Annotated in this window: 33 protein-coding genes and 1 tRNA gene; 19 read left to right on the top strand and 15 right to left on the bottom strand. The window is 67.0% G+C overall.

Features of this window, described 5'->3' with window-relative positions; all coding sequences use genetic code 11:
• Positions 1 to 73: 73 nt before the first annotated feature.
• Positions 74 to 682: a flavodoxin family protein gene (locus EG799_RS02500; RefSeq protein ID WP_123878273.1), complete on the top strand. Its 609-nt coding sequence runs from the start codon at positions 74 to 76 to the stop codon at positions 680 to 682.
• Between the two features lie 56 nt (positions 683 to 738).
• Positions 739 to 1,692 (top strand): alpha/beta hydrolase, encoded by a 954-nt coding sequence (locus tag EG799_RS02495; RefSeq protein WP_123878271.1) that lies wholly within the window; start codon positions 739 to 741, stop codon positions 1,690 to 1,692.
• Positions 1,693 to 1,787: 95 nt separating this feature from the next.
• Here EG799_RS02495 and EG799_RS02490 read toward each other — a convergent pair whose 3' ends face one another.
• From EG799_RS02490 to rpsA, 4 genes are all read right to left on the bottom strand, one after another.
• Positions 1,788 to 2,189 (bottom strand): hypothetical protein, encoded by a 402-nt coding sequence (locus EG799_RS02490; protein WP_123878269.1) that lies wholly within the window; start codon positions 2,187 to 2,189, stop codon positions 1,788 to 1,790.
• Between the two features lie 65 nt (positions 2,190 to 2,254).
• Positions 2,255 to 3,019: a hydroxyacylglutathione hydrolase gene (gene gloB, locus EG799_RS02485; RefSeq protein ID WP_123878267.1), complete on the bottom strand. Its 765-nt coding sequence runs from the start codon at positions 3,017 to 3,019 to the stop codon at positions 2,255 to 2,257.
• Entirely contained in the window at positions 3,016 to 3,420 is a 405-nt protein-coding gene (locus EG799_RS02480) for a GFA family protein (protein WP_123878265.1), read from the bottom strand. Before EG799_RS02480 ends, gloB begins: the two co-directional genes overlap by 4 nt.
• Before the next feature lie 98 nt (positions 3,421 to 3,518).
• Positions 3,519 to 5,258 carry a 30S ribosomal protein S1 gene (gene rpsA, locus EG799_RS02475; RefSeq protein ID WP_123878263.1) on the bottom strand — a complete coding sequence of 580 codons (1,740 nt, stop codon included), beginning with the start codon at positions 5,256 to 5,258 and terminating at the stop codon, positions 3,519 to 3,521.
• A 392-nt stretch (positions 5,259 to 5,650) separates the two neighbouring features.
• Here rpsA and EG799_RS02470 point away from each other — a divergent pair, with 392 nt between their 5' ends.
• Positions 5,651 to 6,139, top strand: a complete 489-nt coding sequence (locus tag EG799_RS02470; RefSeq protein WP_123878261.1) for an Mpo1 family 2-hydroxy fatty acid dioxygenase — start codon at positions 5,651 to 5,653, stop codon at positions 6,137 to 6,139.
• On the opposite strand, the gene EG799_RS02465 is transcribed toward EG799_RS02470, so the two are convergent.
• The 4 genes from EG799_RS02465 to aroA are packed head-to-tail and all read right to left on the bottom strand — an operon-like array spanning position 6,136 to position 8,997.
• Entirely contained in the window at positions 6,136 to 6,756 is a 621-nt protein-coding gene (locus EG799_RS02465) for a DUF2238 domain-containing protein (RefSeq protein WP_123878259.1), read from the bottom strand. The two genes, EG799_RS02470 and EG799_RS02465, sit on opposite strands and share 4 nt — an antisense overlap.
• Positions 6,753 to 7,388, bottom strand: a complete 636-nt coding sequence (locus EG799_RS02460) for a (d)CMP kinase (protein WP_123878257.1) — start codon at positions 7,386 to 7,388, stop codon at positions 6,753 to 6,755. The genes EG799_RS02465 and EG799_RS02460 overlap by 4 nt, the downstream gene beginning before the upstream one ends.
• Positions 7,385 to 7,663, bottom strand: a complete 279-nt coding sequence (locus EG799_RS02455) for a CBU_0592 family membrane protein (RefSeq protein WP_123878255.1) — start codon at positions 7,661 to 7,663, stop codon at positions 7,385 to 7,387. The genes EG799_RS02460 and EG799_RS02455 overlap by 4 nt, the downstream gene beginning before the upstream one ends.
• The gene (gene aroA, locus EG799_RS02450) at positions 7,660 to 8,997 is read right to left on the bottom strand and encodes a 3-phosphoshikimate 1-carboxyvinyltransferase (RefSeq protein ID WP_123878253.1); all 1,338 of its coding nucleotides are present in this window, start codon (positions 8,995 to 8,997) and stop codon (positions 7,660 to 7,662) included. The genes EG799_RS02455 and aroA overlap by 4 nt, the downstream gene beginning before the upstream one ends.
• A gap of 161 nt (positions 8,998 to 9,158) precedes the next feature.
• Here aroA and EG799_RS02445 point away from each other — a divergent pair, with 161 nt between their 5' ends.
• From EG799_RS02445 to EG799_RS02415, 7 genes are all read left to right on the top strand, one after another.
• Positions 9,159 to 9,482: an FYDLN acid domain-containing protein gene (locus EG799_RS02445; protein ID WP_123878251.1), complete on the top strand. Its 324-nt coding sequence runs from the start codon at positions 9,159 to 9,161 to the stop codon at positions 9,480 to 9,482.
• A gap of 107 nt (positions 9,483 to 9,589) precedes the next feature.
• Positions 9,590 to 9,665 (top strand) — tRNA-Ala (locus EG799_RS02440).
• A 111-nt stretch (positions 9,666 to 9,776) separates the two neighbouring features.
• A complete protein-coding gene (ffh, locus tag EG799_RS02435; RefSeq protein WP_123878249.1) occupies positions 9,777 to 11,246 on the top strand; it encodes a signal recognition particle protein in 1,470 nt (489 codons plus the stop codon).
• A 33-nt stretch (positions 11,247 to 11,279) separates the two neighbouring features.
• Positions 11,280 to 11,780: a 30S ribosomal protein S16 gene (rpsP, locus tag EG799_RS02430; RefSeq protein WP_123878246.1), complete on the top strand. Its 501-nt coding sequence runs from the start codon at positions 11,280 to 11,282 to the stop codon at positions 11,778 to 11,780.
• A gap of 104 nt (positions 11,781 to 11,884) precedes the next feature.
• Positions 11,885 to 12,382, top strand: a complete 498-nt coding sequence (gene rimM, locus EG799_RS02425) for a ribosome maturation factor RimM (protein WP_123878244.1) — start codon at positions 11,885 to 11,887, stop codon at positions 12,380 to 12,382.
• Positions 12,383 to 12,446: 64 nt separating this feature from the next.
• Entirely contained in the window at positions 12,447 to 12,806 is a 360-nt protein-coding gene (locus EG799_RS02420) for a hypothetical protein (RefSeq protein ID WP_123878242.1), read from the top strand.
• Positions 12,807 to 12,868: 62 nt separating this feature from the next.
• Positions 12,869 to 13,585 carry a DUF5818 domain-containing protein gene (locus EG799_RS02415; protein ID WP_123878240.1) on the top strand — a complete coding sequence of 239 codons (717 nt, stop codon included), beginning with the start codon at positions 12,869 to 12,871 and terminating at the stop codon, positions 13,583 to 13,585.
• A gap of 13 nt (positions 13,586 to 13,598) precedes the next feature.
• On the opposite strand, the gene EG799_RS02410 is transcribed toward EG799_RS02415, so the two are convergent.
• Positions 13,599 to 14,519, bottom strand: a complete 921-nt coding sequence (locus tag EG799_RS02410) for an NAD(P)/FAD-dependent oxidoreductase (RefSeq protein WP_123878238.1) — start codon at positions 14,517 to 14,519, stop codon at positions 13,599 to 13,601.
• Between the two features lie 54 nt (positions 14,520 to 14,573).
• Here EG799_RS02410 and EG799_RS02405 point away from each other — a divergent pair, with 54 nt between their 5' ends.
• From EG799_RS02405 to rplS, 3 genes are read left to right on the top strand one after another with little or no spacing between them, the layout of a single operon-like run.
• Positions 14,574 to 14,903: a hypothetical protein gene (locus tag EG799_RS02405; RefSeq protein ID WP_123878236.1), complete on the top strand. Its 330-nt coding sequence runs from the start codon at positions 14,574 to 14,576 to the stop codon at positions 14,901 to 14,903.
• Positions 14,900 to 15,625: a tRNA (guanosine(37)-N1)-methyltransferase TrmD gene (trmD, locus tag EG799_RS02400; protein WP_123878225.1), complete on the top strand. Its 726-nt coding sequence runs from the start codon at positions 14,900 to 14,902 to the stop codon at positions 15,623 to 15,625. Before EG799_RS02405 ends, trmD begins: the two co-directional genes overlap by 4 nt.
• 12 nt (positions 15,626 to 15,637) lie before the next feature.
• Complete coding sequence (rplS, locus tag EG799_RS02395) at positions 15,638 to 16,009, top strand: 50S ribosomal protein L19 (protein ID WP_123878223.1); 372 nt, start codon at positions 15,638 to 15,640, stop codon at positions 16,007 to 16,009.
• Between the two features lie 81 nt (positions 16,010 to 16,090).
• Here rplS and EG799_RS02390 read toward each other — a convergent pair whose 3' ends face one another.
• Entirely contained in the window at positions 16,091 to 16,288 is a 198-nt protein-coding gene (locus EG799_RS02390) for a hypothetical protein (protein WP_123878221.1), read from the bottom strand.
• Between the two features lie 304 nt (positions 16,289 to 16,592).
• On the opposite strand from EG799_RS02390, the gene EG799_RS02385 reads away from it, so the two are divergent.
• The 5 genes from EG799_RS02385 (at position 16,593) to EG799_RS02360 (ending at position 20,988) form a co-directional block, all read left to right on the top strand.
• Positions 16,593 to 17,777, top strand: coding sequence for an APC family permease (locus EG799_RS02385; RefSeq protein ID WP_123878219.1), 1,185 nt, complete (start codon positions 16,593 to 16,595; stop codon positions 17,775 to 17,777).
• Positions 17,778 to 17,864: 87 nt separating this feature from the next.
• Positions 17,865 to 18,890 (top strand): aspartate-semialdehyde dehydrogenase, encoded by a 1,026-nt coding sequence (locus EG799_RS02380; protein ID WP_123878217.1) that lies wholly within the window; start codon positions 17,865 to 17,867, stop codon positions 18,888 to 18,890.
• A 104-nt stretch (positions 18,891 to 18,994) separates the two neighbouring features.
• Positions 18,995 to 19,558, top strand: a complete 564-nt coding sequence (locus EG799_RS02375) for a hypothetical protein (protein WP_123878215.1) — start codon at positions 18,995 to 18,997, stop codon at positions 19,556 to 19,558.
• Positions 19,559 to 19,571: 13 nt separating this feature from the next.
• Positions 19,572 to 20,333, top strand: a complete 762-nt coding sequence (locus EG799_RS02370; protein ID WP_123878213.1) for an alpha/beta fold hydrolase — start codon at positions 19,572 to 19,574, stop codon at positions 20,331 to 20,333.
• A gap of 70 nt (positions 20,334 to 20,403) precedes the next feature.
• The gene (locus tag EG799_RS02360) at positions 20,404 to 20,988 is read left to right on the top strand and encodes a hypothetical protein (protein WP_123878211.1); all 585 of its coding nucleotides are present in this window, start codon (positions 20,404 to 20,406) and stop codon (positions 20,986 to 20,988) included.
• A gap of 112 nt (positions 20,989 to 21,100) precedes the next feature.
• Here EG799_RS02360 and rplI read toward each other — a convergent pair whose 3' ends face one another.
• Genes rplI through rpsF form a run of 3 tightly spaced genes read right to left on the bottom strand, consistent with a single transcriptional unit; the run spans position 21,101 to position 22,379 of the window.
• Entirely contained in the window at positions 21,101 to 21,775 is a 675-nt protein-coding gene (gene rplI / locus EG799_RS02355) for a 50S ribosomal protein L9 (protein WP_123878210.1), read from the bottom strand.
• Positions 21,776 to 21,789: 14 nt separating this feature from the next.
• Positions 21,790 to 22,014: a 30S ribosomal protein S18 gene (gene rpsR, locus EG799_RS02350; protein ID WP_123878209.1), complete on the bottom strand. Its 225-nt coding sequence runs from the start codon at positions 22,012 to 22,014 to the stop codon at positions 21,790 to 21,792.
• Positions 22,014 to 22,379, bottom strand: coding sequence for a 30S ribosomal protein S6 (rpsF, locus tag EG799_RS02345; protein ID WP_123878207.1), 366 nt, complete (start codon positions 22,377 to 22,379; stop codon positions 22,014 to 22,016). The genes rpsR and rpsF overlap by 1 nt, the downstream gene beginning before the upstream one ends.
• A 224-nt stretch (positions 22,380 to 22,603) precedes the next feature.
• Between rpsF and EG799_RS02340 the strand changes: the two genes are divergently transcribed.
• The gene (locus tag EG799_RS02340) at positions 22,604 to 23,563 is read left to right on the top strand and encodes a DUF808 domain-containing protein (RefSeq protein ID WP_123878205.1); all 960 of its coding nucleotides are present in this window, start codon (positions 22,604 to 22,606) and stop codon (positions 23,561 to 23,563) included.
• 12 nt (positions 23,564 to 23,575) lie between these two features.
• On the opposite strand, the gene EG799_RS02335 is transcribed toward EG799_RS02340, so the two are convergent.
• Together EG799_RS02335 and EG799_RS02330 are read right to left on the bottom strand one after the other, a co-directional pair.
• A complete protein-coding gene (locus EG799_RS02335; protein WP_123878203.1) occupies positions 23,576 to 23,875 on the bottom strand; it encodes a hypothetical protein in 300 nt (99 codons plus the stop codon).
• 66 nt (positions 23,876 to 23,941) lie between these two features.
• Positions 23,942 to 25,372 carry a glutamate ligase domain-containing protein gene (locus EG799_RS02330; RefSeq protein ID WP_123878201.1) on the bottom strand — a complete coding sequence of 477 codons (1,431 nt, stop codon included), beginning with the start codon at positions 25,370 to 25,372 and terminating at the stop codon, positions 23,942 to 23,944.
• Between the last annotated feature and the right edge of the window lie 57 nt (positions 25,373 to 25,429).

Raw genomic sequence — 25,429 nt, 5'->3', positions numbered from 1 at the left:
CGGCCGCCCCGGTGGCGGGGAAGGTTGTGCTTCCCGGCGCTTGTTTTCTTGCAACCGCAAGGAGACACGACCCATGCCGCTATCGGCCATCGCCATAAACTGCTCGCTCAAGTCGAGCGACGACGAAGCCAGTTCCACCGACGCCATGATCCACGTCCTCGCCGACGCGTTCGGGGAGCATGATATCGCGGTGGCGGAAACGCTGCGCATCGCCGACTATACCGTCCTGCCGGGTGTGACTTCGGACGAGGGCGAAGGCGACGACTGGCCGCAACTGCGCGAAAAGATCCTCGCCCACGACATCCTGATCTTCGGCGGCCCCATCTGGATGGGCCAGATCGGGTCCATCGCCAAGCGCGTGCTGGAACGCATGGATGCCTTCACGAGCGAGACGGACGACGAGGGCCGGATGCCGAGCTATTCCAAGGTTGCCGTGGCCGCCATCGTCGGTAACGAGGACGGCGCCCACTGGTCGAGCGCGCAGCTGTTCCAGTCACTCAACGATACCGGCTGGACTATCCCTGCCGTGGCCGCCTGTTACTGGGTGGGCGAGGCGATGGGGTCGACCGACTTCAAGGAACTGGACAGCACCCCCGACAAGATCAGGACAACGGCGGCGATGGTCGCCGGCAACGCCGCGCATCTTTCGGGACTGCTCAAGGACAAGCCGTATCCGGGTTGACCGGTGTGCGCTAGATCGGCTTTGAGGTTCGAGGATGAGACGACAGGGGGCGTGCGATGACCGACATTCACCGTTGCAAAGGCCGGCGCGAGGGTAACGGGGGCGGGGCGCGTGCCGTCACCGCAGCGCTCGTTCGCCTCCTGGCGGCTTTCATCGCCGCGTTCGTTGCCATGCCGCTCGCCGCACAGACCGATACGACCGGGGCGACCCGCATTCCCCTGTGGGAGGGCGGCGTCCCCGGGTTCGAGGATCGGCGCGACATTCCCGAGGTCAGCGACGAGTGGTGGACGCGCAATATCAACGATCCCGCGATCTGGCATTTCGCCCCGCCCGAATGGAAACGCACCGGAACCGCGGTGCTCGTCATGCCGGGCGGCGGGCACGAGAACCTGGTCACGACCACCGAGGGCGTCGCGGTGGCGCGCTGGTTCGCGGAACAGGGGGTCGACGCCTTCGTGCTCTACTACCGCCTCTTTCGCGAAGCCGGCTCCCCCTGGACCGTCGAGAATGCGCGGCAGGATGGAGAGCGGGCCATGCGCACGATCCGCGCGAGGGCAGAAGCGTCGGGCATCGATCCGGGGCGTATCGGCGTGATCGGTTTCTCGGCGGGCGGGGAACTGGCGCGCATGACCATGCTCAGCCCACCCGTCGCGCCGCCGGGCACGCCCGACGCGGTGGATGCTCTCGACGCGCGGCCGGACTTCGGGATCCTCGTCTTTCCCGGCCCGCTTCACGCCGATGGGGAGACGATCGGACCTGGCGCCCCGCCAGCGCTCCTGTCGGTGGCGATGGACGACGAATGTTGTGCCGATCCCACGATCGAACTGTTCCTGGATTATCGCGCCGCCGGGGCACCGGTCGAACTCCACGCCTATCAGGAGGGCGGACACGCCTACAACATGGGCGAGGCTACCGACCTGGTCAGCCTGCAGAACTGGCCGGAAACCATCACCGAATGGATGATCGATCGCGACCTGCTGCCCGCTCCGGCCGATCGACCAGTGCCATAGGTGTTACTTCGCGGGTGTAGGGGTCGCGAACGAAGAGCGGAGCCGAACAGCGGATAGCGGTTCGACCCCGGACTACCGATCGTCGTGGGACGACGCTACTTGTCGAGCATCGTCACCCGGAGCTCCTGCCCGCGATTGCTCGTCACCATCATCGTCTCTCCGACCTGCATCGGGCGATAGGGCCAGCATTCCTCTCCGCGCGGAACGAAGTTCACGCACACCGTGTTATCATCGCGCATCCCGTAGATACCCTGGACCGTCGGGCCACCCGGATCGACGAGAATCGTCATCGTTCCGTCGGGCGCGAAATTGATTTCGTTCACGGTTCCATCGTCGGTTTCGACACGGACCGTTCGACCGCTCAGTTCCGATGGCCATTCGGCGTAGGGTTCGAGCTGTTCGTCGGGCACGATGACGCCACTTTCGTCGACCTCGTAAGTCATGCACCCGGACAGCGCGCCGAGCGCCAGGGCGGCAGGAATGGCGGCGATCTTCATGGCATTCTCCCCTTGTTTTCTAGGGGATAATACCGGGCGATCGAACCTTTGTTCCGAATATGGCGCTAGAAGGCGTCCTTCGCCGCCCGCAATGCGGCAAAGGTTTCGGGTGCGCTCTCGCCGCCCCAGCGCGCCTGCATTTCGGTATCGTCGGCGCGCAGGAAGGGATTGGTCTCGAGTTCGCGTTGCAGCACGAACGGCACGGTCGCCTCGCCCCGCTTGCGGGCGGCGCTGACTTCTCGGGCGTAGGCCATGAGAGCGTCGTTCCCGGGATCGGCGTGCTGGGCGAACAGCGCGTTGGCCTTTGTGTATTCGTGCGCGCAGTACATCACCGTCTCGGGCGGGAGGGCTTTGAGGCGGGCGAGGCTGGCCCAGAACTGGTCCGGCGTCCCCTCGAACATGCGTCCGCAGCCCAGCGCGAACAGCGCGTCACCGACGAAGGCGATGGTGTCGGCGGCCATGTGGTAGGCGATATGGCCGCTGGTGTGACCGCCCGCATCGATGACCGTGGCCCGGTGATTGCCGAGCATCAGCTCGTCCCCGGCGTCCAGCGCGCGGTCGACGCCGGCGATCTTCTCCCGCTCACCGGCGGGGGCGGCGATGGTGCAACCCGTCGCTGTCTTGATCGCCGCGTTTCCACCGGCGTGATCGGGATGCCAGTGGGTGTTCCAGATCTGCGTTATCCGCCAGCCCTTCGCGTCCGCCTGGCGCAGATATTCGTCCGCATCGGGCGTATCGATGCAGGTGGTCTCCCCGCTCGCCGGATCGTGAACGAGGAAGCCGTAATTGTCGGACAGGCAGGGGAACTGATGAATGTGAAGGTCGGTCATGTTTCGCGTCCCATCGGATGGCGGGGCATGTCGGCGGGAAGGTGCACCCAGTCGTGCCGGCTGCGTTCGTAGACGGAGCGGGCGGGGCGCGGGAAGGCGGGGTCGGCCAGCGCGCCGAGCGATATGCCGATCATGTCGGGATACTTGCCGGGAAAGGCATAGACGGTGCTGCCGCAATGCGGGCAGAAACCGCTTGCGAAGCCGTTACCGTCATCGGTTGTTCTCGTGTATTCGCGGCTGGGGCCGCGCAGGACGACGGCTTCGCGCGGGTAATAGGCCATCACGCCAAAGGCCGAGCCGCTGAGCCGCTGGCAGTCGAGGCAGTGGCACAGCACCGTCATCGCCCGCGCATCGTCGGCAATCGTGGCGGACAGGCCGCCGCACTGGCATCGCGCTTCCATGACGGGGCAGTCTACAGGGGGGTGCCGATAGGGGAAAGGCCCGCCTGCTCTACGGAGCGGGCGGGCCTTTCGCTGGTTAAGGTTCGTCGAAGGGAGGCTTACTTGTCCTCTTCCTCCGCCTCGTCCTTGGCATCCTTCCTGGAGCTGTCCTGCTTCAGGGCCGCACCCAGGATGTCGCCGAGCGAGGCACCCGAATCGGACGAGCCGAACTGCGCCACCGCTTCCTTCTCTTCGGCGATCTGGCGCGCCTTGATGGAGAAGTTCGGCTTCTTGGACCGGTCGAAGCCGGTCACCATCGCATCGAACTTGGCACCCGCCTGGAACCGGTCGGGGCGCTGCTCGTCGCGGTCGCGGCCAAGGTCGGAACGCTTGATGAAGCCGGTTGCGCCGTCTTCCCCGACCTGCACTTCCAGTCCGCCATCGCGCACTTCGAGCACGGTCACGGTAACGACCTCGCCGCGGCGCAGCGTGCCGCCGACGCCGCCTTCGGCGGGCGCACCCTTCTCGAGCTGCTTCATGCCGAGACTGATGCGTTCCTTGTCGACGTCGATGTCCAGAACGACCGCTTCGACCTCCTCGCCCTTGCGGTGCAGGGCCAGCGCGTCCTCGCCCGATATGCCCCAGGCGATGTCGGACATGTGCACCATGCCGTCCACGTCGCCGGGCAGACCGACGAACAGGCCGAACTCGGTCGCGTTCTTGACTTCGCCCGATACGGTCGAGCCGATCGGATGCGCTTCGGCGAACTCTTCCCACGGATTGCGCTGGGCCTGCTTCAGGCCGAGCGAGATGCGGCGCTTCTCGGCATCCACTTCCAGCACCATCACCTCTACCTCCTGCGAGGTGGAGACGATCTTGCCGGGGTGCACGTTCTTCTTCGTCCAGCTCATCTCGGAGACGTGGACGAGGCCCTCGATCCCCGGCTCCAGCTCCACGAAGGCGCCGTATTCGGTGATGTTGGTAACGGTACCCGTCACCTTCATGCCGACCGGGTACTTGGCGCCGACGCCTTCCCACGGATCGCTTTCCAGCTGCTTCATGCCGAGGCTGATGCGCTGGGTGTCGGCGTTGATGCGGATGATCTGCACGGTCACGGTATCACCGATATTGATGACCTCGCTCGGGTGGTTGACGCGCTTGTAGCTCATGTCGGTGACGTGGAGCAGGCCGTCGATCCCGCCCAGGTCCACGAAGGCGCCGTAATCGGTGATGTTCTTCACCACGCCGTCGATCACCTGGCCTTCCGCCAGCTTGTCGATCAGCTCGCTGCGCTGTTCGGCGCGTGTCTCTTCCAGCACGGCGCGGCGCGACACGACGATGTTGCCGCGACGCCGGTCCATCTTGAGGATCTGGAAGGGCTGCGGCATGTCCATCAGCGGGGTCACGTCGCGCACCGGGCGGATGTCGACCTGCGAACCGGGCAGGAACGCCACGGCGCCGTCGAGATCGACGGTGAAGCCGCCCTTGACGCGGCCGAAGATGCGGCCCTCGACGCGCTTGCCTTCGCCGAACTCGCTTTCCAGCTTGTCCCACGCGGCTTCGCGGCGGGCGCGGTCGCGCGACAGCATCGCTTCGCCATCGGCGTTCTCGACGCGGTCGACGAACACCTCGACTTCGCTGCCGACTTCGAGGCCGTGCTCGTCATCGACGCGCATGAATTCCTTGAGGTCGATGCGGCCTTCGCTCTTGAGGCCGACATCGACGATGGCCATGCCGTTCTCGATACCGGTCACGGTGCCCTTGACGACGCGGCCTTCGAAGCCGCCCTCGGCGCCGCCGAGCTGTTCGTCGAGGAGAGCCGCGAAATCGTCGCGGCTGGGATTGGCAGAAGTTGCCATAAGGTCAGTATTCCTGTCTTCGTTTTGCTACCGGCCACCGGTTCTACCGGGGTCTTTTCCCGTCGGTATCGCACCATTGCGAGCCGTACGGGGCAAGAGGGCCGTCGCCGCGCGGGGCCGGATGCCGCGCGCGGGTTCCTCAATCGGGTCTGATTGCGAGAACGGGCGCGCGCCTATGCCAAACCTGCGCGAAAGGCAAGCGAAATGGGGCCTGGCGCGCCGGGCCGGGGGCATGGTGTGACAGGTGTGACAGGGTCCAGAAGCGAAACGGCGGGCGGATCGATCGCCGGCTTTCGATATGGGTCCCGCGGACGGGAATGCGGGTCACGGGCAGCATGGCAATCGTGTGCCGAATGGCGTATGCTGTAGGAAAGCGCGCAACGGAGAGGCGAATGAGCACCATCGCGACCACGCTGGCGAAATACCGTGCCTACCACCTCGATCGCCGCAACGTGGCGACCCATGCGCTCGGCGTGCCGATGATCGTTCTGGCGGTGGAGATCCTGCTGTCCCGCCCGCAGATGGCCTTCGCAGGCGCGACGATCAGCCCGGCGATGGTGTTCAGCGCCTTGTCGGCCGTGTATTACCTGCGGCTCGACCTGCGCTTCGGCCTGGTTCTGACCGCGATCCTCGCGGCGTTCGCGGCCATCGGCCTGTGGATCGGCGCGCAGTCGACCCGCGTATGGCTCACCGCCGGTATCGGCCTGTTCGTGATCGGCTGGGCGTTTCAGGTGGTCGGCCACAAATACGAGGGCCGCAAGCCCGCCTTCATCGACGATCTGGAAAGCCTGATGGTCGGCCCGCTGTTCATGCTGGCGGAACTGGCCTTCGCGCTGGGGCTGCGACGCGACCTGCACGACGAGGTCGTGCGCGCCGCCTAGGTCCGGTCGAGCATGGCGATCTGCCGGTCGTGCCGGCGTGACAGCAGCAGCAGGGCCGCGCCCGCGCCGACCAGACACATCAGCATGTCCCACTGCGTATCCCATACGTCGCCCTGCGTGCCGAGGAATTCGTCGGCCCCCTGACCGAGTGCCATGGCCGCCCCGAACTCGATCAGTTCGTAAGCCGCGCTGACCGCGAGGCAGCAGGCCAGCACCAGCACCGCCAGCAACGCGCCGGGTTTCAGCGCAGACAGTCGCACCAGCAATTCGCGCAGCACGATGGCGGGGGTGAACCCTTGCACGAAATGGCCGAACCGGTCGTAGGGATTGCGCGCCAGGTCCAGCCAGTCCTGCACCGCGAAACCTGCGGGAACGCGGGCGTAGGTATAGGCGCCGCCGAGGATCAGGACGAGGCCGTGCAGACCGATCAGCGCCAGCGACAGCGCGGTGAGAGGAAAGCGAACGGCGGTCAGCCACAGCACCGGCAGCGCGATCAGAACCGGCGCGACCTCCATCCACCAGGTCGCGCGGTCGTAAGGCTGCCAGCCCGACCCGATCAGCGCGAGCATCCAGACGACGCTCAGCGCGATCAGCCGGTTGCGCCGGGCGGCCGTCATCCGTCCGCCAGCCGCGCGCGAACCTCCTCGGCCACCGCGATCGCGGCGGCGATGGCCTCCTCCCTGCCGAGCGCGGTCGTATCGAGGACGTTGGCGTCGTCAGCGACTTCGAGCGGTGCGGCGGAGCGATCGCGGTCGCGCGCGTCGCGCGCTTCCAGCTGGGCGAGGATGTCCTCCAGCGTCACGTCGCGGGCGGCGGCCCGCATTTCGGCGAAGCGGCGCTCGGCGCGCGCGCGCGTGCTGGCGGTGACGAACAGCTTGACCTCGGCCTCCGGCGCGATGACCGTGCCGATGTCGCGTCCGTCCAGCACCGCGCCGCCCGGCTGCGTCGCGAAGGCGCGCTGGCGTTCGAACAGCGCGGCGCGCACCGTCGGGTGGACGGAAACTCGGCTGGCCAGTCCGCCGCTCGCCTCGGAACGAAGTTCGGGGTCGCGCAGCAGGGCGTCGGGAAAGGCGCAGGCGGCAAGCGCGTCAGCCTCGCAATCGGGGTCGCCCCCGGCCAGCGCCACCTGCCGCCCGACCGCCCGGTAGAGCAGGCCCGTGTCGAGATGCGGCAACGCGAAATGCGCGGCAAGGGCCTTGGCGATCGTGCCTTTTCCCGAGGCCGTGGGTCCGTCGACGGCGACGATCATGCCTCGCGCGCCTCGTCATGCGTGCGCCGTTTCCCCCGCCACGCCTTGGCCAGACCCCACAGCGCGATAGCCGCCCAGAACCCTTCGAGGATGAGGCTCGGCCAGTTGGTGTGGACCAGCAGCGATATGGTGAGGAAGGCCGCTCCCAACAGGTTCGTGCCGTGCAGCACCCAGGGATTGGGCCTTTCCACCGCGGTAAGGTAGAAATACGCGCCGATGATGCAGGCCGTGCCGAGGAAGCCGACGAGGCTGTAGATATCGAGTGTCTCGCTCATGCCTGCGCCTCCCCCAGCAAGGTCTCGAACGCCGGGAAGCTGGTGGCGACAGGGGCGGTGTCGTCGATCTCGATCCCGTCGCGGCTGGCGAGACCGGCAACCGCCATCGCCATCGCGATGCGGTGGTCGAGATGGGTGGCGACCTGCCCGCCCGCGGGCGTGCCGCGCAGCGGATCGCCGCCGCTGCCCTCGATCACCAGGCCATCCGCCCGCTCCTCGACCCGCGCACCCGCCAGCGTCAGCGCGGCGGCCATCGCGGCGAGCCGGTCGCTTTCCTTCACCCGCAGTTCCTCCAGACCGGTGGTGGTGGTCGTTCCCGCGGCCAGCGCGGCGGCAACGAACAGGACCGGAAACTCATCGATCATGGCGGGGGCGAGGGCCGGGTCGACCGCCACGCCGGTCAGCTGCGAGTGCCGTACGCGCAGATCCGCGACCGGCTCCCCGCCGACCTCGCGCGGGTCGTGTTCCTCGATCCGTGCGCCCATCTCTCGCAGCACGTCGTACAGCGCGGCGCGCGTCGGGTTGAGACCGACATTCTCGATCGTCAGGTCGCTGCCCGGCACGAGCAGGGCGGCCACGGCGAAAAAGGCGGCGCTGGACGGATCGCCGGGTACTGCGATGGTCTGCGGCGTCAGGTCCGCTTCCCCGGTCAGCTCGATCACCCGCGCGCCGTCTTCCTCGCCCACGGCGATGGCCGCGCCGAAGCCGCGCAGCATACGCTCGGAATGGTCGCGCGTGGGGACCGGTTCGATCACCCGGGTGAGACCGGCGGTGTTGAGACCGGCCAGCAGCACCGCGCTCTTCACCTGGGCGGAGGCGACGGGCAGGCGATAGGAAATCGGCACCGCGGGGCTGATCCCGCGCAGCATCAGCGGCAGGGTGTCGCCGGGGCTGGCCTCGAACGCCGCGCCCATCCGCGACAGGGGGGCCATCACCCGGCCCATCGGACGCCGCGAAAGGCTGGCATCGCCGGTGAACACGGCGCGGATGGGATGGCTGGCGATCAGACCCATCAGCAGCCGCGTGCTGGTGCCCGAATTGCCCATGTCGAGCGCGGCCCCGGGCTGGAGCAGCGAGCCGACGCCCACACCGTGAATGCTCCAGGTGCCGTCGGCCCCGCGCTCCACGCTCGCGCCCATCGCGCGCATGGCGGCGGCGGTGGCGAGCACGTCCTCCCCTTCCAGCAAGCCGGTCACGCGCGTTTCCCCCACGGCGAGGGCGCCGAGCATGATCGCGCGGTGGCTGATCGACTTGTCGCCCGGCACCGCGATGCGTCCGCTCAGCGGACCGGTGGCGGCGAAGCGCCGGGGGGAGGGCGGGTTGGAATGGCTCACACGGCTGCCTATCTGGGCGAAGTAATGGCGCGCCGCTTTGACACCGCCAAGGCCGTGTGGCAAGGCGCGCCCCGCTCGCGATTCCGGCACCGAGGCCGGCACGCGCCTTCACGAATTTTCCCGGCCGCCTTCGCGGACCGGACGAGACTAAGGACGATCCGATGGTAAAGCCAGAATGGGGCACCAAGCGCACCTGCCCCAAATGCGGTGAACGCTTCTACGACCTGGGCGAGGACGATCCGGTCACCTGCATCGAATGCGGCAACGAATGGACCCCCGAACCGGTGCTGAAGTCCAAACAGCCGATCCCCTTCGACGACGACAAGAAGAAGAAGGACGACAAATCCTCGGACGACGATCTGGACGATGACGATCTGGAAGACATCGACGAGGACGATGATTCGCCCGACAACGACGTCGATCTCGGCGGGGACGACGATCTGGGCGTCGCCAACACCAGCGACGACGACGAAGAGGAAAGCTAGGGCGAATTAGCCCTTGCCTCGGGGGCGGCTGTTGAATAGAGGGCTGCCTCCCGACGCTCTGGCGAAGGGAACGCGCATCTGTTAAGGGTGCGCGCACAGAATGGAACGGGGCCTTAGCTCAGCTGGGAGAGCGCAACACTGGCAGTGTTGAGGTCAGCGGTTCGATCCCGCTAGGCTCCACCATTCGATATCTGCATCAGTCGGGGCATCGCCTCGCACGCTGGCCGACGAGGTTTCGTCCGCCGGCGTTTTTCGCGTTTGGCGGGAATTCCCGCGTCTGAAGGGCCGAAAGCCATGTTCGATACGCTGTCCGATCGCCTGAATACCGTGTTCGACCGGCTGCGCGGGCGCGGGGCGCTGGGCGAGCAGGACGTGCGCGACGCCATGCGCGAGGTGCGCGTGGCGCTGCTGGAGGCGGACGTGGCGCTGCCCGTCGCGCGCCAGTTTATCGACCGCGTGACCGAGCAGGCCGTGGGTCAGCAGGTGCTCAGGTCGGTGACGCCGGGGCAGCAGGTCGTCAAGATCGTCAATGACGAGCTGGTCGCGATGCTGGGCGGCGAGGACAACGACGGCGAAGCCGCGCCGCTGCGGCTCGACGTGCGGCCACCGGCGGTGGTGATGATGGTCGGCCTGCAGGGATCGGGCAAGACCACCAGCACGGCCAAGATCGCCAAGCTGCTGAAGGACAAGCAGGGCAAGAAGCCGATGATGGCCTCGCTCGACGTCAACCGTCCGGCGGCGCAGGAGCAGCTGGCGGTGCTGGGCGAACAGGCGGGCGTCGCCACGCTGCCCATCGTGCCGGGTCAGCAGCCGGTGGAGATCGCCAGGCGCGCGCTGTCCTCGGCAAGGTTGCAGAATGTCGACGTGCTGCTGCTCGACACCGCCGGCCGCCTGCATGTGGACGAGGCGCTGATGGCGGAGATGAAGGCTGTCGCCGGCGCGTCCGACCCTGCCGAAGTGTTGCTGGTGGTCGATTCGCTGACCGGTCAGGACGCGGTGAACGTCGCCCGGTCCTTTACCGACGAGGTGCCGCTGACGGGCGTGGTCCTCACCCGCATGGACGGCGATGCGCGCGGCGGCGCGGCGCTCTCCATGCGCGCGGTGACGGGCAAGCCGATCAAGTTCGCGGGCACGGGCGAGAAGCTCGACGCGATCGAGCGGTTCCACCCTGCGCGCGTGGCCGACCGGATCCTGGGCATGGGCGATGTCGTGTCGCTGGTCGAGAAGGCCGCCGAGACGATCGACCGGGAGGAATCGGAAAAGCTCGCCGAGCGGATGATGAAGGGCAAGTTCGACCTGAACGACCTTCGCACGCAGCTTTCGCAGATGCAGAAGATGGGCGGCCTCGGAATGCTCGCCGGGATGATGCCCGGCATGAAGAAGGCCAAGGCGGCGATGCAGCAGTCGGGCATGGACGACAAGGTGCTGGTCCACATGGACGCCATCATCGGTTCGATGACGGCGAAGGAACGCGCCAATCCCGCGCTGCTCAACGCCAGGCGCAAGAAGCGCGTCGCGGCGGGCAGCGGTACCTCGGTGCAGGAGGTCAACAAGATCCTCAAGATGCATCAGGAAATGGGCCGCGCGATGAAGCAGATCCGCAAGATGGGCGGGTTGAAGGGTCTCGCCGCGATGTTCGGTGGGGGCGGCGGGATACCCGGCATGGGTGGCGGCGGGGGCGGCCCCGGCGGCGCGCCCGCCATGCCCGGACTGCCCAAGGGCCAGCTTCCCCCCGACATGCAGGATTTTCTCAAGAAGAAATGATTTCAGACGTTTGAATTGGAAAGGTAACGTAACATGGCAATTGCACTTCGTCTCTCGCGTGGCGGCGCCAAGAAGCGCCCCTATTACCGCATCGTGGCGGCGGACAGCCGTTCCCCGCGCGACGGCAAGTATCTGGAGCAGATCGGCACCTACAACCCGCTGCTCGCCAAGGACGACGAGAACCGCGTGAAGCTGGACGAGGATCGCGCCCGCTACTGGCTCGGCGTCGGCGCGCAGCCGTCCGACCGCGTCCTGCGCTTCCTCGATGCGGCCGGCATCAAGGAGCGCGCGCCGCGCAACAACCCGCAGAAGGGTGAGCCGGGCGAAGCGGCCAGGGAACGGGCCGAGGAACGCGCCGCCAAGGCCGCCGAGGCCGAGGAAGCGAAGAAGGCCGCCGAGGAAGAGGCCAAGGCCGCTTCGGCCGAGGAAGACACCCCCGCCGGGGACGCCGCTGGCGAGGAAGGTGCCGCCGCGGAGAACGCGGACACCGCCGGCGAGGCCGGGGACAAAGCCGAGGACAAGGCGGAGGGCTGATCGCCCCGCGCCTCGACTTCGGTTCGAACGCAGGGGGGGCGCATCGCATGCGCGGTCGCCCCCCTCCTGGTTCGCAAGAACCACTGCCAGCCAGTCCTGCGATCATGACGACGACGTCTTCCCCGATAATTCTGGCCGCGATTACCGGCGCGCATGGGGTGACGGGGGAGGTGCGGCTGAAGCTGTTCGGCGACGGGATCGCCTCGCTCCAGGCTCACCGCGCCTTCAACGGCGGCGCGCTGACCCTGACGAAGGTGCGCGATGATAACAAGGGCGGCGCCATCGCCCGCTTCGCCGAAATCGCCGATCGCAACGCGGCAGAGGGGCTGCGCGGCACCGTACTGACCGTCGCGCGCGCAACCCTGCCGCCGCTGGAAGAGGGCGAATACTATCACGCCGACCTGATCGGGCTTGCCGTCGCCACCGAGGCGGGCGAACAGGTCGGCATCGTGCGCGATGTGGTGAATTACGGCGCCGGGGACATCCTCGAGATCGAGCGAGCGGGCGGCAAGCGCTTCATGGTGCCGTTCACCCCGGTCGCGGTGCCGCGCTGGGACGCGGATCGCGCGGTGCTGAACGCGGATTTTTTCGACGAGGACTGACGGCCGGGTTGAACCCGGCGTTCTATCAAGCTAACACACCCGGGTGTTTACGGGAGGTCACGCAATGGACTGGCTGCTCTACATCGTCGCTGCGGTGGCGCTGGTTTCGGCTATGGCTGCGGGGCTGGCGCTCGGCATGCACCTGCTGGTGCCGGGCTGGAGCGAACGGCGACGCGCGCTGATCGCATCTTTGATCGCCGGCGGCGCGCCGATGACGCTGGCGTTCGGCGGGTTCTTCAGCGGCGACATAGATACCGGAGAGGATTTCGCGCTCGGCCTGGCCTCGCTGGTGATCGTGCAGCTCGTCCTGCTCGCTGTGTTCGCCCTGCCGCCCGCCTGGTGGGTGACATCGCGCCTGGCCGGACCGAAAGCACCGCGCGCGGCGATCGATCACGGGGAAAGCGAGCTGCTGACCGAGGGTTGACGCCGGCACGGGCGGGCACCCCGGCCAGCCGGAACCTCCCGCTCTCGCATCGTTGGTCTGTCATGCGACCTTTTCTTGCGATAGCCACCGCCGCCGCTCTCGCGGCCTGCAATTCGGGCGCGGACGACAGCATGGACCCCACGCAGCCTTCCATACAGGAACCGGCCGATTCTGCCGATCCCGCCGCCGGTACCCGGCCCGCCGATCAGCCGCGCCTCGTTACCGTCGAAGGGCGCATCGGCGAGGGGGCCGAATGCCCGCTGCTGACCATGCCCGATGGCGGGCGCTGGTCGCTGAGCATGGAAGGGAGCGATTTCGGCCCCGGCGACTATGTCGAACTGACCGGCGAGCGGATGGATGCCAGCATCTGCATGGCTGGCGAAGGAACGCTGCTGGTCCGGCGGATCGATCCGATCGACCCGCCGGCGCGCGACCGCGATCCGGCACGCGCGGGCGGCCTCGCCGTGACGAGCGACTACGTGCGCGGCAGCTGGGTGGCGAAGGGGCTGAATGCGGATTGCGACAGGCCCGATTTCCAGATCATGCAGAACCGCAATGGCGGCTCCATCATCGAGACTTCGGTGAACGGCGTGCCGACCACCGGCTATGTCGACGTGGGCGAGAGCCCGGCGTTCCAGTGGGACGAGGGCCTTCCTGCCCTGCCGATCGAGACGCGCGGGCCGGACGGGCTTGCCGTGATGCCGGGGGACGGCCGCACGGTGACGCTTGCCGGGCACCGGATCGCCGGCGACGGGGTCGTCTTCGTCCGCTGCGCGTAGGGCCGAGCGTCGCCTAGCGGCGCAACGGTTCGGCCTCAGCCAGATGGTTGCGAATGGTGGTGGCGGCGACGCCCGCCTGCCCCATTGCATGACTGATCTGGTCCAGTCCGAGCACCACGTCGCCCGCCGCGAACAGGCCGGGCACGCTGCTGCGCTGGTGATCGTCGCACACGATGCAGCCCTCCTCCGTCACCCTCGCGCCGCAATCCTGCGCCAGACGCGAGCGCACATCGCTGCCGAGCGCGGGATAGACGCTGTCGAATTCCATCCATCTCTCCGCCGTCTCGACCGCCAGTTTCCCGCCGCGCATTTCGTAGCGACCGCACGGCCCGTCGACGCGCACGATGCCCGCATCTTCCAGTTCGCCGAGGCAATCGCTGTCGAGATCGTGATCGTCGGTGGGCGAAATCAGCGTGAGATCGGCGGTGAAACCGCGCAGGAAGATCGCCTCCGCCGTGCCGTGACTGCCGGTGCCGATGATGCCGACCCGCTTGTCCGTCACCTCGTATCCGTCACACACCGGGCAATAGCGCAGCAGCCCGCCGGCGAGGGCCGCGTCGTGAAACTCGTCCGCCATGCCGGGCGGGTGGCGGTTGAAAACGCCGGTCGCCAGCAGCACGGTGCGGGCGCGGAATGTGCCCTCGTCGGTGCCGACCACGAAAAACTCGCCGGTCCGGGCGAGATGTTCGACGCGCTTCTCCTCGTGCACGACGCCGTATTTCTCCGCCTGTTCGAGCATTCGCCCGACCAGATCGATCCCGGCGATGCCGTCAGGATAGCCCGCATGGTTGCGCGTGCAGGGGATCAGCGCGGCGCGACTGGTGCCGCAATCGAACAGGCGGATGGAAAGGTGATAGCGCGCGAGGTAGATCGCCGCCGTCAGCCCCGCCGGCCCGCCGCCCACGATGATGCAGTCGTCGATTTGTTCGTCCATCCCGAAACAATGCGCGGGATGGCAAAGCGGTTTCGCGAACGGTAAGGCGGGAAGATGCTTGATAGCGAATTTCTCATTCTGGCATTTGTCGTCAATGTCCTCGTGACGTTCGTAAGCGCTTTCGCTGCCACTCGAAACCGCCAAGAATGGTCAGCTAGACGCGTAATTCTCGTAGCGAGTTTGCCCGGCCCAATGCTGCTGGCCACTGCGGCGATAATACTATTTATTCGAGTTCAATGGCTGGAATTCGCAAATCCGGAGGCTTGCGGCTTCGATATGTGTGGGTTTGCTATAGTCGGGGTAGTCATGGGTTTGTTGGCAGCGGTCATTTGTTTCATCGTCAACCTGTTGCCCGCGTTGCTTGGCGGCAGACTAGCCAAGTGACCTTCGCCGCCACCATCATCACCCTCTATCCCGAGATGTTTCCCGGCCCGCTCGGCGTCTCCCTGGCGGGGCGGGCGCTGGAGCGGGGGGACTGGTCGTGCGAGACCGTGCAGATCCGCGACTTTGCCACCGACAGGCACCGCACGGTGGACGATACGCCTGCAGGCGGCGGGGCCGGAATGGTGCTGAAGGCGGACGTGCTGGCGCGCGCGGTGGACAGCGTGGCGGACGAGCGCCCCGTCCTCGCCATGACGCCCCGTGGCACGCCGATCGCCCAGACGCGCATTCGCGAGATCGCGGCGGGACCGGGCATCGTCATTCTGTGCGGCCGGTTCGAGGGGTTCGACGAGCGGCTGTTCGAGGCCCGACCGCAGATCGAGCAGGTGAGCCTTGCCGACATCGTCCTTTCGGGCGGGGAGCCTGCCGCTCTCGCCATACTCGACGCTTGCATTCGGCTGCTTCCCGGCGTAATGGGCGCGGCTTCAAGCGGGCACGAGGAATCGTTCGAGGACGGTCTCTTGGAATACCCGCAATATACCCGACCTCAGCAATGGGAAGGGCGCACGATCCCCGAAGTGCTGCGATCGGGGGATCATGCGAAGATCGCCGCGTGGAGGAAAGCCCGCGCGGAACACGATACACGGTCACGCAGGCCCGATCTATGGGAGCGCCACGGGGGTGCTCCGGACCGGCCTGCCTCTGGCGCGCGGCGAAAAGACTAGGAGGAAAGACCGATGGGTCTGATCCAGGAGCTCGAGGCCGAAGCCATCGAGGCACTTGCACAGGGGAAGGACATCCCCGAATTCCGCGCCGGCGATACCGTGCGCGTCGGCGTGCGCGTGGTCGAGGGCCAGCGTACGCGCGTCCAGAACTTCGAAGGCGTGGTGATCGCGCGTTCGAACCGTTCGATCAATTCGAACTTCACCGTTCGCAAGATCAGCTTCGGCGAGGGCGTGGAGCGCGTCTTCCCGCTCTATTCGCCCAATATCGACAAGATCACCGTGGTGCGCCGCGGTATCGTGCGCCGGGCGAAGCTGTATTACCTGCGCGGCCGCACCGGCAAGCGCGCGCGTATCGCGGAACGGCGGGACAACGTCGCCAAGTAGGGCGCGTTCATTTTCCGAAAAACGACAAACGGGGCGGCGTCGCGAAGACACCGCCCCGTTTCGTTGTGTCCGGCAGGTGGGTCAGCCCTGGTCGGTAACGACCTTGTAGAGCCAGTTGAAGAGGATCTGCACACCGTTCGTCTCGCGCCGCTCCTTCTTCTTGTGGCCGATGTCGCGAACATCCTGCGTCGGTGCACCGGTATCGGCGGAGGCAGGTACGCTGACGATGGCGAGGCTGCCGATAGCGAGTGCGCCCAAAAGCGTGTTACGAATTTTCATACGCAATACCTTTCGAATACACCTCTCTTGTTAGCCGCGAGGGGTAAGCGGCAGGCCCGAGACCAGTAAAGGGGGCATTGGTCGGGACGAGTCGTTCATACCATCTTTACCATTATTCGAACCGCACTATTTCGGCTTAGCCATACCACTCACGGCGTAGCCGGCCCGGTGCTGACGCGCGACGAGGCGAAGCGCGGTCCGCGCTTCCCGGGTCGCCGGGAGGCGGGTTGCGCGGCAGCGGATGCGAACCTTTCGGCGAGAGGGACGTTGGGGTCTCGCGGGTCGCTAACGGAGACACCAAAGGATGGCAGAGGCGAAGCTTGGCCTGAACGCCGCCTGGTCGATGGCCGTTGGCGGCATGATCGGCGCCGGCATCTTCGCCACGCTCGGCGTCGTGTTCGACACGGCGGGCGCGTTCGCGCCGGTCGCCTTCCTCATCGGCGGACTGATCGCGCTCGCCACGGCCCATAGCTATTCCGAACTGACCCGCCTGCACGACAAGTCGGGCGGAGTGTTCATCTACCTCCATCAGGAGGGGCACGCGGCGGCGGCGCGGGTTGCCGTATGGGTGCTGCTGGCCGGCTACACGCTGACCGTGGCGGTATATGCCTATACCTTCGGGGCGTGTCTCGCCGATGCCCTGGGCGGTCCGGACTGGATAAAGCCCGCCGCAGCTATTGCCTCGATCGCGCTTCTCGCGGGGGTCAACCTGATGGGCGTCGAGGAAAGCGCCGGGATGGAGATCTTCGTCGTGTGGGCCAAGCTCCTGATCCTGCTGGCGCTCGCCGCGATCGGTGTCGCGCACTGGGCACCGGGCGCCCTGGGCGTGACGCATGAGGGCGGCGGGACATCGCCATATCTGGGCGCCATCGTGGGCGCGGCCAGCGTGTTCATGGCGTATGAGGGGTTCCAACTGCTGTCCTACGATTACGACGAGATGCACAAGCCCCAACAGGACATAGGCCGCGGGATGATGTGGGCGGTCGGCGCGGTAATCGTCGTCTATATCCTGGTCGCGGTCGGCGTCGGCATGCTGATCGGCGCGGACCAGGTGATCGCGGAGAAGGAAGTTTCCCTTGCCATCGCCGGGCGCGCCGCCGCGGGGCAGGTCGGATTCATCGCCGTCGCCATCGCGGCGCTGTTCTCCACCGCATCGGCGGTCAACGCGACGATCTTCTCCACCGCCCGGCTGACCATGCGCGCCGCCGAGATGGGCGAGATGCCAGGGACGTTCGGAAAGACCACCGATGCGGGCGTGCCGTGGTTCGGCACCGTGCTGATCGCGGTCATAGCGGGCGTTCTCGCCCTGTTCGGCGGCCTCGATCCGCTGGTGAAGGCGGCCAGCCTCGTCTTTCTGGCGATCTTCGCGCTGGTCAACTGGCTGTCCATCCGCAAGGATGCCGGGCAGCGCTGGGTCTCGCTGGTGGGGCTGATCGGCGCGGTCGCCTCCGCCATCGTTCTCGTCATCCATTTCTTCGGGATCGTCTAGCAGGTCGGATCGCGCACGAGGGAACGCTTGCGACCTGTGCCAGTGCGCCCTAGGTCGGCGCCCGAACGAGCGAGGAGTTGCAGGAATATGGGTTACCGCGTGGCCGTGGTCGGAGCGACCGGGAATGTCGGGCGCGAGATGCTCGCCATCCTGGCGGAGCGGGAATTTCCAATGGACGAGATCGCCGCGGTCGCCAGCGGCCGTTCGACCGGCACCGAGATAGAGGTCGGCGATTCGGGGCGGATGGTGAAATGCAAGAATATCGGGCATTTCGATTTCTCCGGGTGGGACATCGCCCTGTTCGCCGCGGGCAGCGGTCCCGCCAAGGAATACGCGCCGAAGGCCGCGAAGGCGGGCTGCGTCGTCATCGACAACAGCTCGCTCTATCGCATGGACCCGGACGTGCCGCTGATCGTGCCCGAGGTGAACCCGGACGCGATCGATGGCTACGCCAGGCGCAACATCATCGCCAACCCCAATTGCTCCACCGCGCAGCTGGTCGTCGCTCTCAAGCCCCTGCACGACGCGGCGCGGATCAAGCGCGTCGTGGTATCGACCTACCAGTCGGTATCGGGCGCCGGCAAGGCGGGAATGGACGAGCTGTTCGAGCAGAGCCGCGCCATCTTCGTCGGCGATCCGGTCGAACCGTCGAAGTTCTCCAAGCAGATCGCCTTCAACGTCATCCCGCATATCGACGTGTTCATGGATGACGGCTCCACCAAGGAAGAATGGAAGATGGTGGTCGAGACGAAGAAGATCCTCGATCCGGCGATCAAGCTGAACGCGACCTGCGTGCGGGTGCCGGTGTTCGTCGGCCATTCCGAGGCCATCAACATCGAGTTCGAGGAGGAGATCTCCGCGAGCGAGGCGATGGATATCCTGCGCGAGGCGCCCGGCTGCATGCTCGTCGACAAGCGCGAGGACGGCGGATACGTCACGCCCGTCGAATGCGCGGGCGACGGGGCCACCTATATCAGCCGGGTAAGGGAAGACCCGACGGTGGAAAACGGGCTGACGCTGTGGTGCGTGAGCGACAATCTGCGCAAGGGGGCGGCGCTCAATGCCGTCCAGATCGCCGAATTGCTGGGCCGCAAGCATCTCAGGAAAGGCTGACCGACCGCGCCCCGCCGCCACCGGTGGCGTTCCTGGCCCGGGGGCGATAGGCTGGAGGCGAGGCGGCCGCCTGGCCGCGACGATCTGACGGAAGACAAAACACCATGCGCGCAACTCTCGTTCTCGCCATTCCCGCCCTTCTGCTCGCAGCGGGCTGTTCTCAGGAAGCCGATCCCGACGGGACCGCCAACCAGCAGGCCTTCGAGGAACCGACCGTTCCCGCCGACGAGGCGACACTCGATCTGGAGGCGAACGGCATCGTCGTGCCCGCGCAGGGCGGTTTCGAAAGGTTGTCGGCGCCCTTCGGCTCTCTGCGCGACGCCACGGAAACGACGCTGGCCACGGTGCTGGGCGAGGTCACGGGGCGGGCCGACAACGCCGATTGTCCGGCCGGGCCGCTGGCGACGACCGAGTATGACGGCATCACGCTCTACTTCCAGGACGGCGAGTTCGCCGGCTACGCCGCGCGCGAGCCCTACGTGCCCGAATTGTCGCGCGCGGAAATGGTCGCCGATCCCGGGGTTTCGCTGGTCGAAGGCAGCACGCTCGGAGAGGAGTTCACCATCGGCCAGGAAGGGGGGCCGCTGATCTCCGGCCTGTTCTCGGGCGAGGGCGACGATGCCCGCGTCGAGACGCTGTGGGCCGGCACGGTCTGCAACTTCCGTTAGGGCGGCCGCTGCGATGGGCGAGACGCGGACCCAATTCGTCACCGCGCCGGACGGTGCGCGGATCGCCGTGCACCGGTTGGGGGAGGGCCGCCCGGTCCTGATGCTGCATGGGCTGTTTTCCAGCGCCGAGACGAACTGGATACGCTACGGCCATGCCGCCCTGCTGGTCGAGGCGGGGTTCGCGGCGATCATGCCCGACTGGCGCGTTCATGGGGAGAGCGACGCACCGACGGACCCCGCGGCCTACTCTCCCGGCGTACTGGTGCGCGATGCGCGGCACATCGTTTCCGCACTGGGCCTTGCGGAGTTCGACCTCGTGGGCTTTTCGCTCGGCGCGCGAACGGCGCTCAGCGCGGTGGTCGAGGGTCTGGCCCCGCGCAGGCTGGTGCTGGGCGGCATGGGCATAGAGGGGCTGAGCAACTGGGACAGCCGCGCCGCCTTCTTCGTCGACATGATCGACCGCTTCGACACGATCGGGCGCGGCGATCCGGCCTATTTCGCAAGAAGCTTCCTCAAGACCAGCGGCATAGACCGCACCGCCGCGCGGCTGCTGCTGACGCGGGGCGTGGAGGGCATCGACCTTGCCGACCTGGCGAAGCTGACCATGCCGACGCTCGTTCTGATCGGCGAGGAGGACCGCGACAACGGCTCGCCCGAAGAGCTGACCGCCGCGCTGCCCGATGCGCGGATGGAGGAGGTGCCCGGAACTCATATGGGCTGCGTTACCAAACCGCAGCTCGGCCGGGCGATCCGCGACTTCCTGCTGGAGCGATAAGGGCGGTGATGCTCCTCCATCCGCCCGTGCGCCTGGCCCGCCGGGCCCGCGTCGCGGCGGCGGGCGTCCGATGACGCGCGGACCGGTCCGGATCGATTTGCGCATGACGGGGTACGGCGCGCTCGCCTGCGGCACGCTGGTACTGGGCGTGCTGGTCGCGGTGCCGGTGCTGCTGCTGTTCGGCGTGGCGGAACTAAGCGTGATGGCGCTGGCCCACATGCCGGTGATCACGCTTGGCGCACTGGCGCTCGCGGGGGCCGTGCTGGTGCCGACCGCGCTGGTGAAGCACTGGCGCGGCTACGGCGCGGCAGGCGCGGTGCTGGCGTCCTTCATGTTCGGCGCGATCCTGTGGGTCTGGTCGCTCGCCTTCACCTATGACGAGTGGGGGCTGCTGGCGGTGATCGTCGGTCTGGTGCTGCTTGGCGTGGGTATCGTTCCGGTCGCCACGCTGGCGGCGCTGCTGACGGGCGCATGGAATACGCTTGCGCTGTTCGGGGTGCTGGCGCTGGCTGCATGGGCCTGCCGCCTTCTCGCCACCCGCCTCGCTGCATCGGCCGGGGCGGACATGCAGCGCCGCCTTTTCGGTGGCCGGACACGACCCGGCGAGGAACAGGACGCGGCGACCATCGAGGGCACCTTCACGGAACGCGACTGACCAGTCAGGTGAGAACAATCGGTGAAACGGCGCCTTCCCCGCCACGCGCGCGCGAAAAAGGGCGCCGCCGTCGCCGGCGGCGCCCTTCGGCGTTTCACGGAAGCGTCCGGTTCTAGCCGTTCGCGTCCCCGTCTTCGGCGACGGCCTGCATGTCGCTGGCCTCCTGCCCGTCGGCGGGGGTCTCGATCGGATTGCCGTCCGCGTCGATCGGCTGGACCGGGGGCAGTTCCCCGAGTTCGCGATTGGGATCGAGTTCCTCGGTGAAGCCCCCGGTTTCGGCGGCCTCTTCCTCGTTCATCTGCGCGATGACGTCGACGCCCTGGCTCTGCAGTTCGGCCTCGTCCTCGGAACGGGCGACGTTCGCCTTCACCGTGACGTGAACCTCCGGGTGCAGCGCGACGGTCACGTCGAACATGCCGATCGTCTTGATGGGCGCGCCCATGATGACCTGCTTCTTGTCGATGTCGTGGCCCTTGTCGGCGAGCGCGGCGGCAACGTCGCGCACGTTCACCGAACCGTAGAGCTGGCCGGTGTTGGAGGCGGCGCGGATCAGCACGATCTGTTCGCCGTCGACCTTCCCGCCGGCCTTCTCGGCCTCGGCCCGGCGTTCGGCGTTTTCCGCTTCCAGCCGCTCGCGATTGGCTTCGAACACCTTGCGGTTCGCCTCGTTGGCGCGCAGCGCCTTCTTCTGCGGCAGCAGGAAGTTGCGGGCATAGCCGTCCTTCACGGCGACGACGTCGCCGATGGTGCCGAGCTTCTCGATACGTTCGAGGAGGATGATATCCATGACTTCGTCCTCCCTTACTTCACGAGGTAGGGCAGCAGGCCCAGGTGACGGGCGCGCTTGATGGCCTTGGCCAGTTCACGCTGCTTCTTGGCGGAAACGGCGGTGATGCGGCTGGGCACGATCTTGCCGCGTTCGGACATGAAGCCCTGCAACAGGCGCACGTCCTTGTAATCGATCGTGGGGGCGTCCGGGCCGGAGAACGGGCAGGACTTGCGGCGGCGATAGAACGGACGGGCCATCAGTTACGATCCTCGCGGTCGGAGCGACGCTTCTTGTCGCGGTCGTTCTTGCGCATCATGGCGGACGGACCATCCTCGTGCTCTTCCACGGCAATGGTGAGCCAGCGGATCACGTCCTCGTTGATGGCGTTCTGGCGCTCCAGCTCGGCCACCAGGGAGCCGGGCCCCTCGATGTTGAGCATGACGAAGTGCGCCTTGCGGTTGCGGTCGATCTTGTAGGCGAGGCTCTTCAGGCCCCAGGTCTCGGTCTTGACGACCTTGCCGTCATTCGCTTCCACGATGTCCGTGGCGGCAGCGGCAAGCGCATCGACCTGAGCCTGGCTCAGATCCTGACGCGCGAGGAAGACATGCTCGTACAGAGCCATGTGCATTTCCTTCCATGTTCATGCCGATCGCTGGCTTGTCCGCGCGGATCGCGGGGGCCCCTCCGGCTTTCTCGGGTTTCCCCGTGCGGGCTGGGCCGCCGGCGGGGAAGGGGCGCACATAGCGCGGTGCGCGCGGATTGCAAGCGGGGATGGCGGGCGGGAGAGGACTTGCCACCGTCGCGGTCATGGCCCTAACGCCTTGTCGGACAGGAGGATACCGACCCATGCCCGCCGGATTGACCGCTCTGCTGGACGACGTGGCCGTTATCGCGCGCGCGGCATCCTCCTCGCTCGACGATGTGGGCGTCGCTGCCAGCCGCGCCGGATCGAAGACGGCGGGCGTGGTGATCGACGATGCGGCAGTGACGCCCAGCTACGTCACCGGCCTTTCGCCGGCGCGCGAATTGCCGCTGATCTGGAACATCACCAAGGGCAGCCTGAAGAACAAGTTGCTGATATTGCTGCCCGGCGCGCTGCTACTGAGCGAGTTCCTGCCCTGGGCGATCATCCCCATCCTGATGTGCGGAGGCGCTTACCTTTCCTACGAAGGGGCGGAAAAGGTGATCGAGAAGCTGGGCGGGGCCAAGCACGGCAAGACGGTCGAGGATACGATCGACGATCCCGAACAGTTCGAGAAGGAGCGTACCGCGGGCGCCATTCGCACCGACCTGATCCTGTCGGCCGAGATCATGGCCATCACGCTCAGCGAGGTCGCCACGGAGACGCTGCTGACCCGCGCCATCGTTCTGGCGCTGGTGGGTGCGGCGGTGACGGTGTTCGTTTACGGTGCGGTGGGGATCATCGTGAAGATGGATGATATCGGCCTGCACCTGTCGAAGAAATCCTCGAGCGCGGCGCGGGGCTTCGGCCGCTTCCTGCTGGCCGCCATGCCGAAACTGCTGACGGCGCTGTCCTTCATCGGCACCATCGCGATGCTGTGGGTGGGCGGCGGCATCATCCTGCACGGGCTGGAAGAGCTCGGCATCGGCGCGCTGACGCATGTCGCGCACGACCTGGAACATTCGGTCGAGGAAGCGGCGGGAGGCATCCTGGGCTGGGCGACCTATGCGGCGAGCTCCGCCGTGGTCGGGCTGACGCTGGGCGCGCTGCTGGTGTTCGTGATCCACAAGGTGCTGGGGCTGGGCCACGGCGACGAGGCGGGCGAGGCGGAGGCCGCGCACTAGCTTGCCCGCGTGTCAGGCGGCTTCGCGCCGGTTGCGCTTTTCCTCGTCGATCCAGTCGTCCACGTCGACCCATCCGCGCCCGTCATGGGATTCGACGCGGCCGCAGGGGTGAATGACGAACCACGGTTCCTCGTCAGTGGCGCGCGGATCGATCACCAGCGGAACAAGTCGCCTATCCGGCGAAACCTGCCAGCCGACCACGACGATCTTCACGAGATCGACCTGGTTATCGTCGAAATAGGCATGGACCAGGTAGGTGCCCGGCGCGGCGGGCAGCATTCCCACGCCGCCGGTGCGGTACGATTTCTGCAAGACTGGCTCCCGGCTCTGCGACGATCGGATGGGCGCAAGGCATAGCGGGAGAATGTTGCCAAAGGCTTAGTCCGCCTCGTTTCGGAGGCGCTCCAGCAGATTTCGCGCGAAAGTCGTCAGCGTATCGTCGCGCGCGCCCATCACCACGACGCGATCTCCGGGCCGGGCGAAGGTTGCGATACGATCGGCCACCGCCTCGCGCTCGGCGATATATTCGGCGTGTCCGCCAGCTTGCCGGATAAGGTGAACGATCCGCTCGGAACCCTGGGAACGATCGACCGTCCCGCCGAAATAGACTGGATCGCACAGTATGGCGACGTCGCGCGCGTCCAGTTCCGCGGCGATGGTTTCGGCCAGTTCCTCGCCCATCTGTCGCAACGGACCGTAACCGTGGGGCTGGAAGAAGGCGACGACCCGGCCTTCGTGCGCCTTGAGCGTCCTGAGCGTCGCGCGGGCCTTTTCGGGGTTGTGACCGAAATCGTCGATCACGGTGATGCCGTTCTCGCTCGTTCCGACGACATCGAACCGGCGGGCCAGGCCGGCGAAGCTGGCTAGAGCCATCGCGGCGTCGTGCACCGCCACTCTGGCGGCATTCGCGGCCGCGATGGCGGCGAGAGCGTTCGACAGGTTGTGGCGTCCGGGCATGGGGAGACGCAGCGAATGGCCGACCCCGTCGCGCCGGTCCACCAGCAGCGCGCCTATGCCGTCGCGGTCATCCTCGATGGTGCCCGGCTCCACGCCGAGGGCCGCGTCCGGATGATCGATCCCGAACCCTGTCACGCTGTCGCAGCGCGCCGCCAGGTCACGCGCTTCGCTATCGTCGAAATTGACCACGGCGCGCTTCGCCGCCCCAAGGAAATCGCCGAACAGGCCGCGTAGTTCGTGCATGCTCTTGTGGTCGAGACTGACATTGAGCAGCAGGGCGACTTCGGGCCGGTAGAGAGCGATCGAACCGTCGCTTTCGTCAACCTCGCTGACGAAGGTGTCGCCGCCGCCCACGACCGCGCTGGCGAAGGGCTGATCGTCGGTCACGAAATTCTTCATGACGGCACCGTTCATGATTGTCGGCGCACGTCCGGCGCGCTGCATGATCCAGCCAAGCATGGCGGTCGTGGTCGATTTGCCGCTGGTTCCGCCCACGGCGACGGAATGCGGCGCGGCGTTGAACAGGCGGGCGAGCAGTTCGGCGCGGGTCAGGCGCTCGCAGCCCAGTTCCTTCGCGCGGGCGACCTCGGGCACGCTGTCCTCGATCGCGGCACTGGCGATCAGCACCTGCTCGCCCGAGGTGATTCCGCTGCCGTCCTGCGGGTAGAGATCGAACCCGGCGCGCTCCAGCCAGGCGAATTTTTCCGGCGTGCGCCCCTGATCGAAACTGCGATCCGATCCGGCGACCTCGCCCCCCAGCCCCTTCACGATCGTGGCGAGGGGGAGCATCCCCGATCCGCCGATGCCGCAGAAGAAATAGGGATGGGCGGTCACGGTGTTGCGCTTGCTCATGGGGACGGACCTATGCCGCCGGTGGCGCTTTGTGAAGCGCTTGGCTATCGCACTGGC

Source organism: Aurantiacibacter spongiae (assembly GCF_003815535.1).
GTDB classification, from domain to species: Bacteria; Pseudomonadota; Alphaproteobacteria; order Sphingomonadales; family Sphingomonadaceae; genus Alteraurantiacibacter; species Alteraurantiacibacter spongiae.
The sequence above is the reverse complement of the archived record's forward strand: the minus strand, read 5'-3'. Positions and strand labels throughout refer to the sequence as shown.

Bases quoted from the DNA above. Each gene is read 5' to 3' on its own strand.
- EG799_RS02500 (WP_123878273.1), top strand. From the start codon at position 74: ATGCCGCTATCGGCCATCGCCATAAACTGCTCGCTCAAGTCGAGCGAC.
- EG799_RS02495 (WP_123878271.1), top strand. From the start codon at position 739: ATGACCGACATTCACCGTTGCAAAGGCCGGCGCGAGGGTAACGGGGGC.
- EG799_RS02490 (WP_123878269.1), bottom strand. From the start codon at position 2,189: ATGAAGATCGCCGCCATTCCTGCCGCCCTGGCGCTCGGCGCGCTGTCC.
- gloB (WP_123878267.1), bottom strand. From the start codon at position 3,019: ATGACCGACCTTCACATTCATCAGTTCCCCTGCCTGTCCGACAATTAC.
- EG799_RS02480 (WP_123878265.1), bottom strand. From the start codon at position 3,420: ATGGAAGCGCGATGCCAGTGCGGCGGCCTGTCCGCCACGATTGCCGAC.
- rpsA (WP_123878263.1), bottom strand. From the start codon at position 5,258: ATGGCAACTTCTGCCAATCCCAGCCGCGACGATTTCGCGGCTCTCCTC.
- EG799_RS02470 (WP_123878261.1), top strand. From the start codon at position 5,651: ATGAGCACCATCGCGACCACGCTGGCGAAATACCGTGCCTACCACCTC.
- EG799_RS02465 (WP_123878259.1), bottom strand. From the start codon at position 6,756: ATGACGGCCGCCCGGCGCAACCGGCTGATCGCGCTGAGCGTCGTCTGG.
- EG799_RS02460 (WP_123878257.1), bottom strand. From the start codon at position 7,388: ATGATCGTCGCCGTCGACGGACCCACGGCCTCGGGAAAAGGCACGATC.
- EG799_RS02455 (WP_123878255.1), bottom strand. From the start codon at position 7,663: ATGAGCGAGACACTCGATATCTACAGCCTCGTCGGCTTCCTCGGCACG.
- EG799_RS02445 (WP_123878251.1), top strand. From the start codon at position 9,159: ATGGTAAAGCCAGAATGGGGCACCAAGCGCACCTGCCCCAAATGCGGT.
- ffh (WP_123878249.1), top strand. From the start codon at position 9,777: ATGTTCGATACGCTGTCCGATCGCCTGAATACCGTGTTCGACCGGCTG.
- rpsP (WP_123878246.1), top strand. From the start codon at position 11,280: ATGGCAATTGCACTTCGTCTCTCGCGTGGCGGCGCCAAGAAGCGCCCC.
- rimM (WP_123878244.1), top strand. From the start codon at position 11,885: ATGACGACGACGTCTTCCCCGATAATTCTGGCCGCGATTACCGGCGCG.
- EG799_RS02420 (WP_123878242.1), top strand. From the start codon at position 12,447: ATGGACTGGCTGCTCTACATCGTCGCTGCGGTGGCGCTGGTTTCGGCT.
- EG799_RS02415 (WP_123878240.1), top strand. From the start codon at position 12,869: ATGCGACCTTTTCTTGCGATAGCCACCGCCGCCGCTCTCGCGGCCTGC.
- EG799_RS02410 (WP_123878238.1), bottom strand. From the start codon at position 14,519: ATGGACGAACAAATCGACGACTGCATCATCGTGGGCGGCGGGCCGGCG.
- EG799_RS02405 (WP_123878236.1), top strand. From the start codon at position 14,574: ATGCTTGATAGCGAATTTCTCATTCTGGCATTTGTCGTCAATGTCCTC.
- rplS (WP_123878223.1), top strand. From the start codon at position 15,638: ATGGGTCTGATCCAGGAGCTCGAGGCCGAAGCCATCGAGGCACTTGCA.
- EG799_RS02390 (WP_123878221.1), bottom strand. From the start codon at position 16,288: ATGAAAATTCGTAACACGCTTTTGGGCGCACTCGCTATCGGCAGCCTC.
- EG799_RS02385 (WP_123878219.1), top strand. From the start codon at position 16,593: ATGGCAGAGGCGAAGCTTGGCCTGAACGCCGCCTGGTCGATGGCCGTT.
- EG799_RS02380 (WP_123878217.1), top strand. From the start codon at position 17,865: ATGGGTTACCGCGTGGCCGTGGTCGGAGCGACCGGGAATGTCGGGCGC.
- EG799_RS02375 (WP_123878215.1), top strand. From the start codon at position 18,995: ATGCGCGCAACTCTCGTTCTCGCCATTCCCGCCCTTCTGCTCGCAGCG.
- EG799_RS02370 (WP_123878213.1), top strand. From the start codon at position 19,572: ATGGGCGAGACGCGGACCCAATTCGTCACCGCGCCGGACGGTGCGCGG.
- EG799_RS02360 (WP_123878211.1), top strand. From the start codon at position 20,404: ATGACGCGCGGACCGGTCCGGATCGATTTGCGCATGACGGGGTACGGC.
- rplI (WP_123878210.1), bottom strand. From the start codon at position 21,775: ATGGATATCATCCTCCTCGAACGTATCGAGAAGCTCGGCACCATCGGC.
- rpsR (WP_123878209.1), bottom strand. From the start codon at position 22,014: ATGGCCCGTCCGTTCTATCGCCGCCGCAAGTCCTGCCCGTTCTCCGGC.
- rpsF (WP_123878207.1), bottom strand. From the start codon at position 22,379: ATGGCTCTGTACGAGCATGTCTTCCTCGCGCGTCAGGATCTGAGCCAG.
- EG799_RS02340 (WP_123878205.1), top strand. From the start codon at position 22,604: ATGCCCGCCGGATTGACCGCTCTGCTGGACGACGTGGCCGTTATCGCG.
- EG799_RS02330 (WP_123878201.1), bottom strand. From the start codon at position 25,372: ATGAGCAAGCGCAACACCGTGACCGCCCATCCCTATTTCTTCTGCGGC.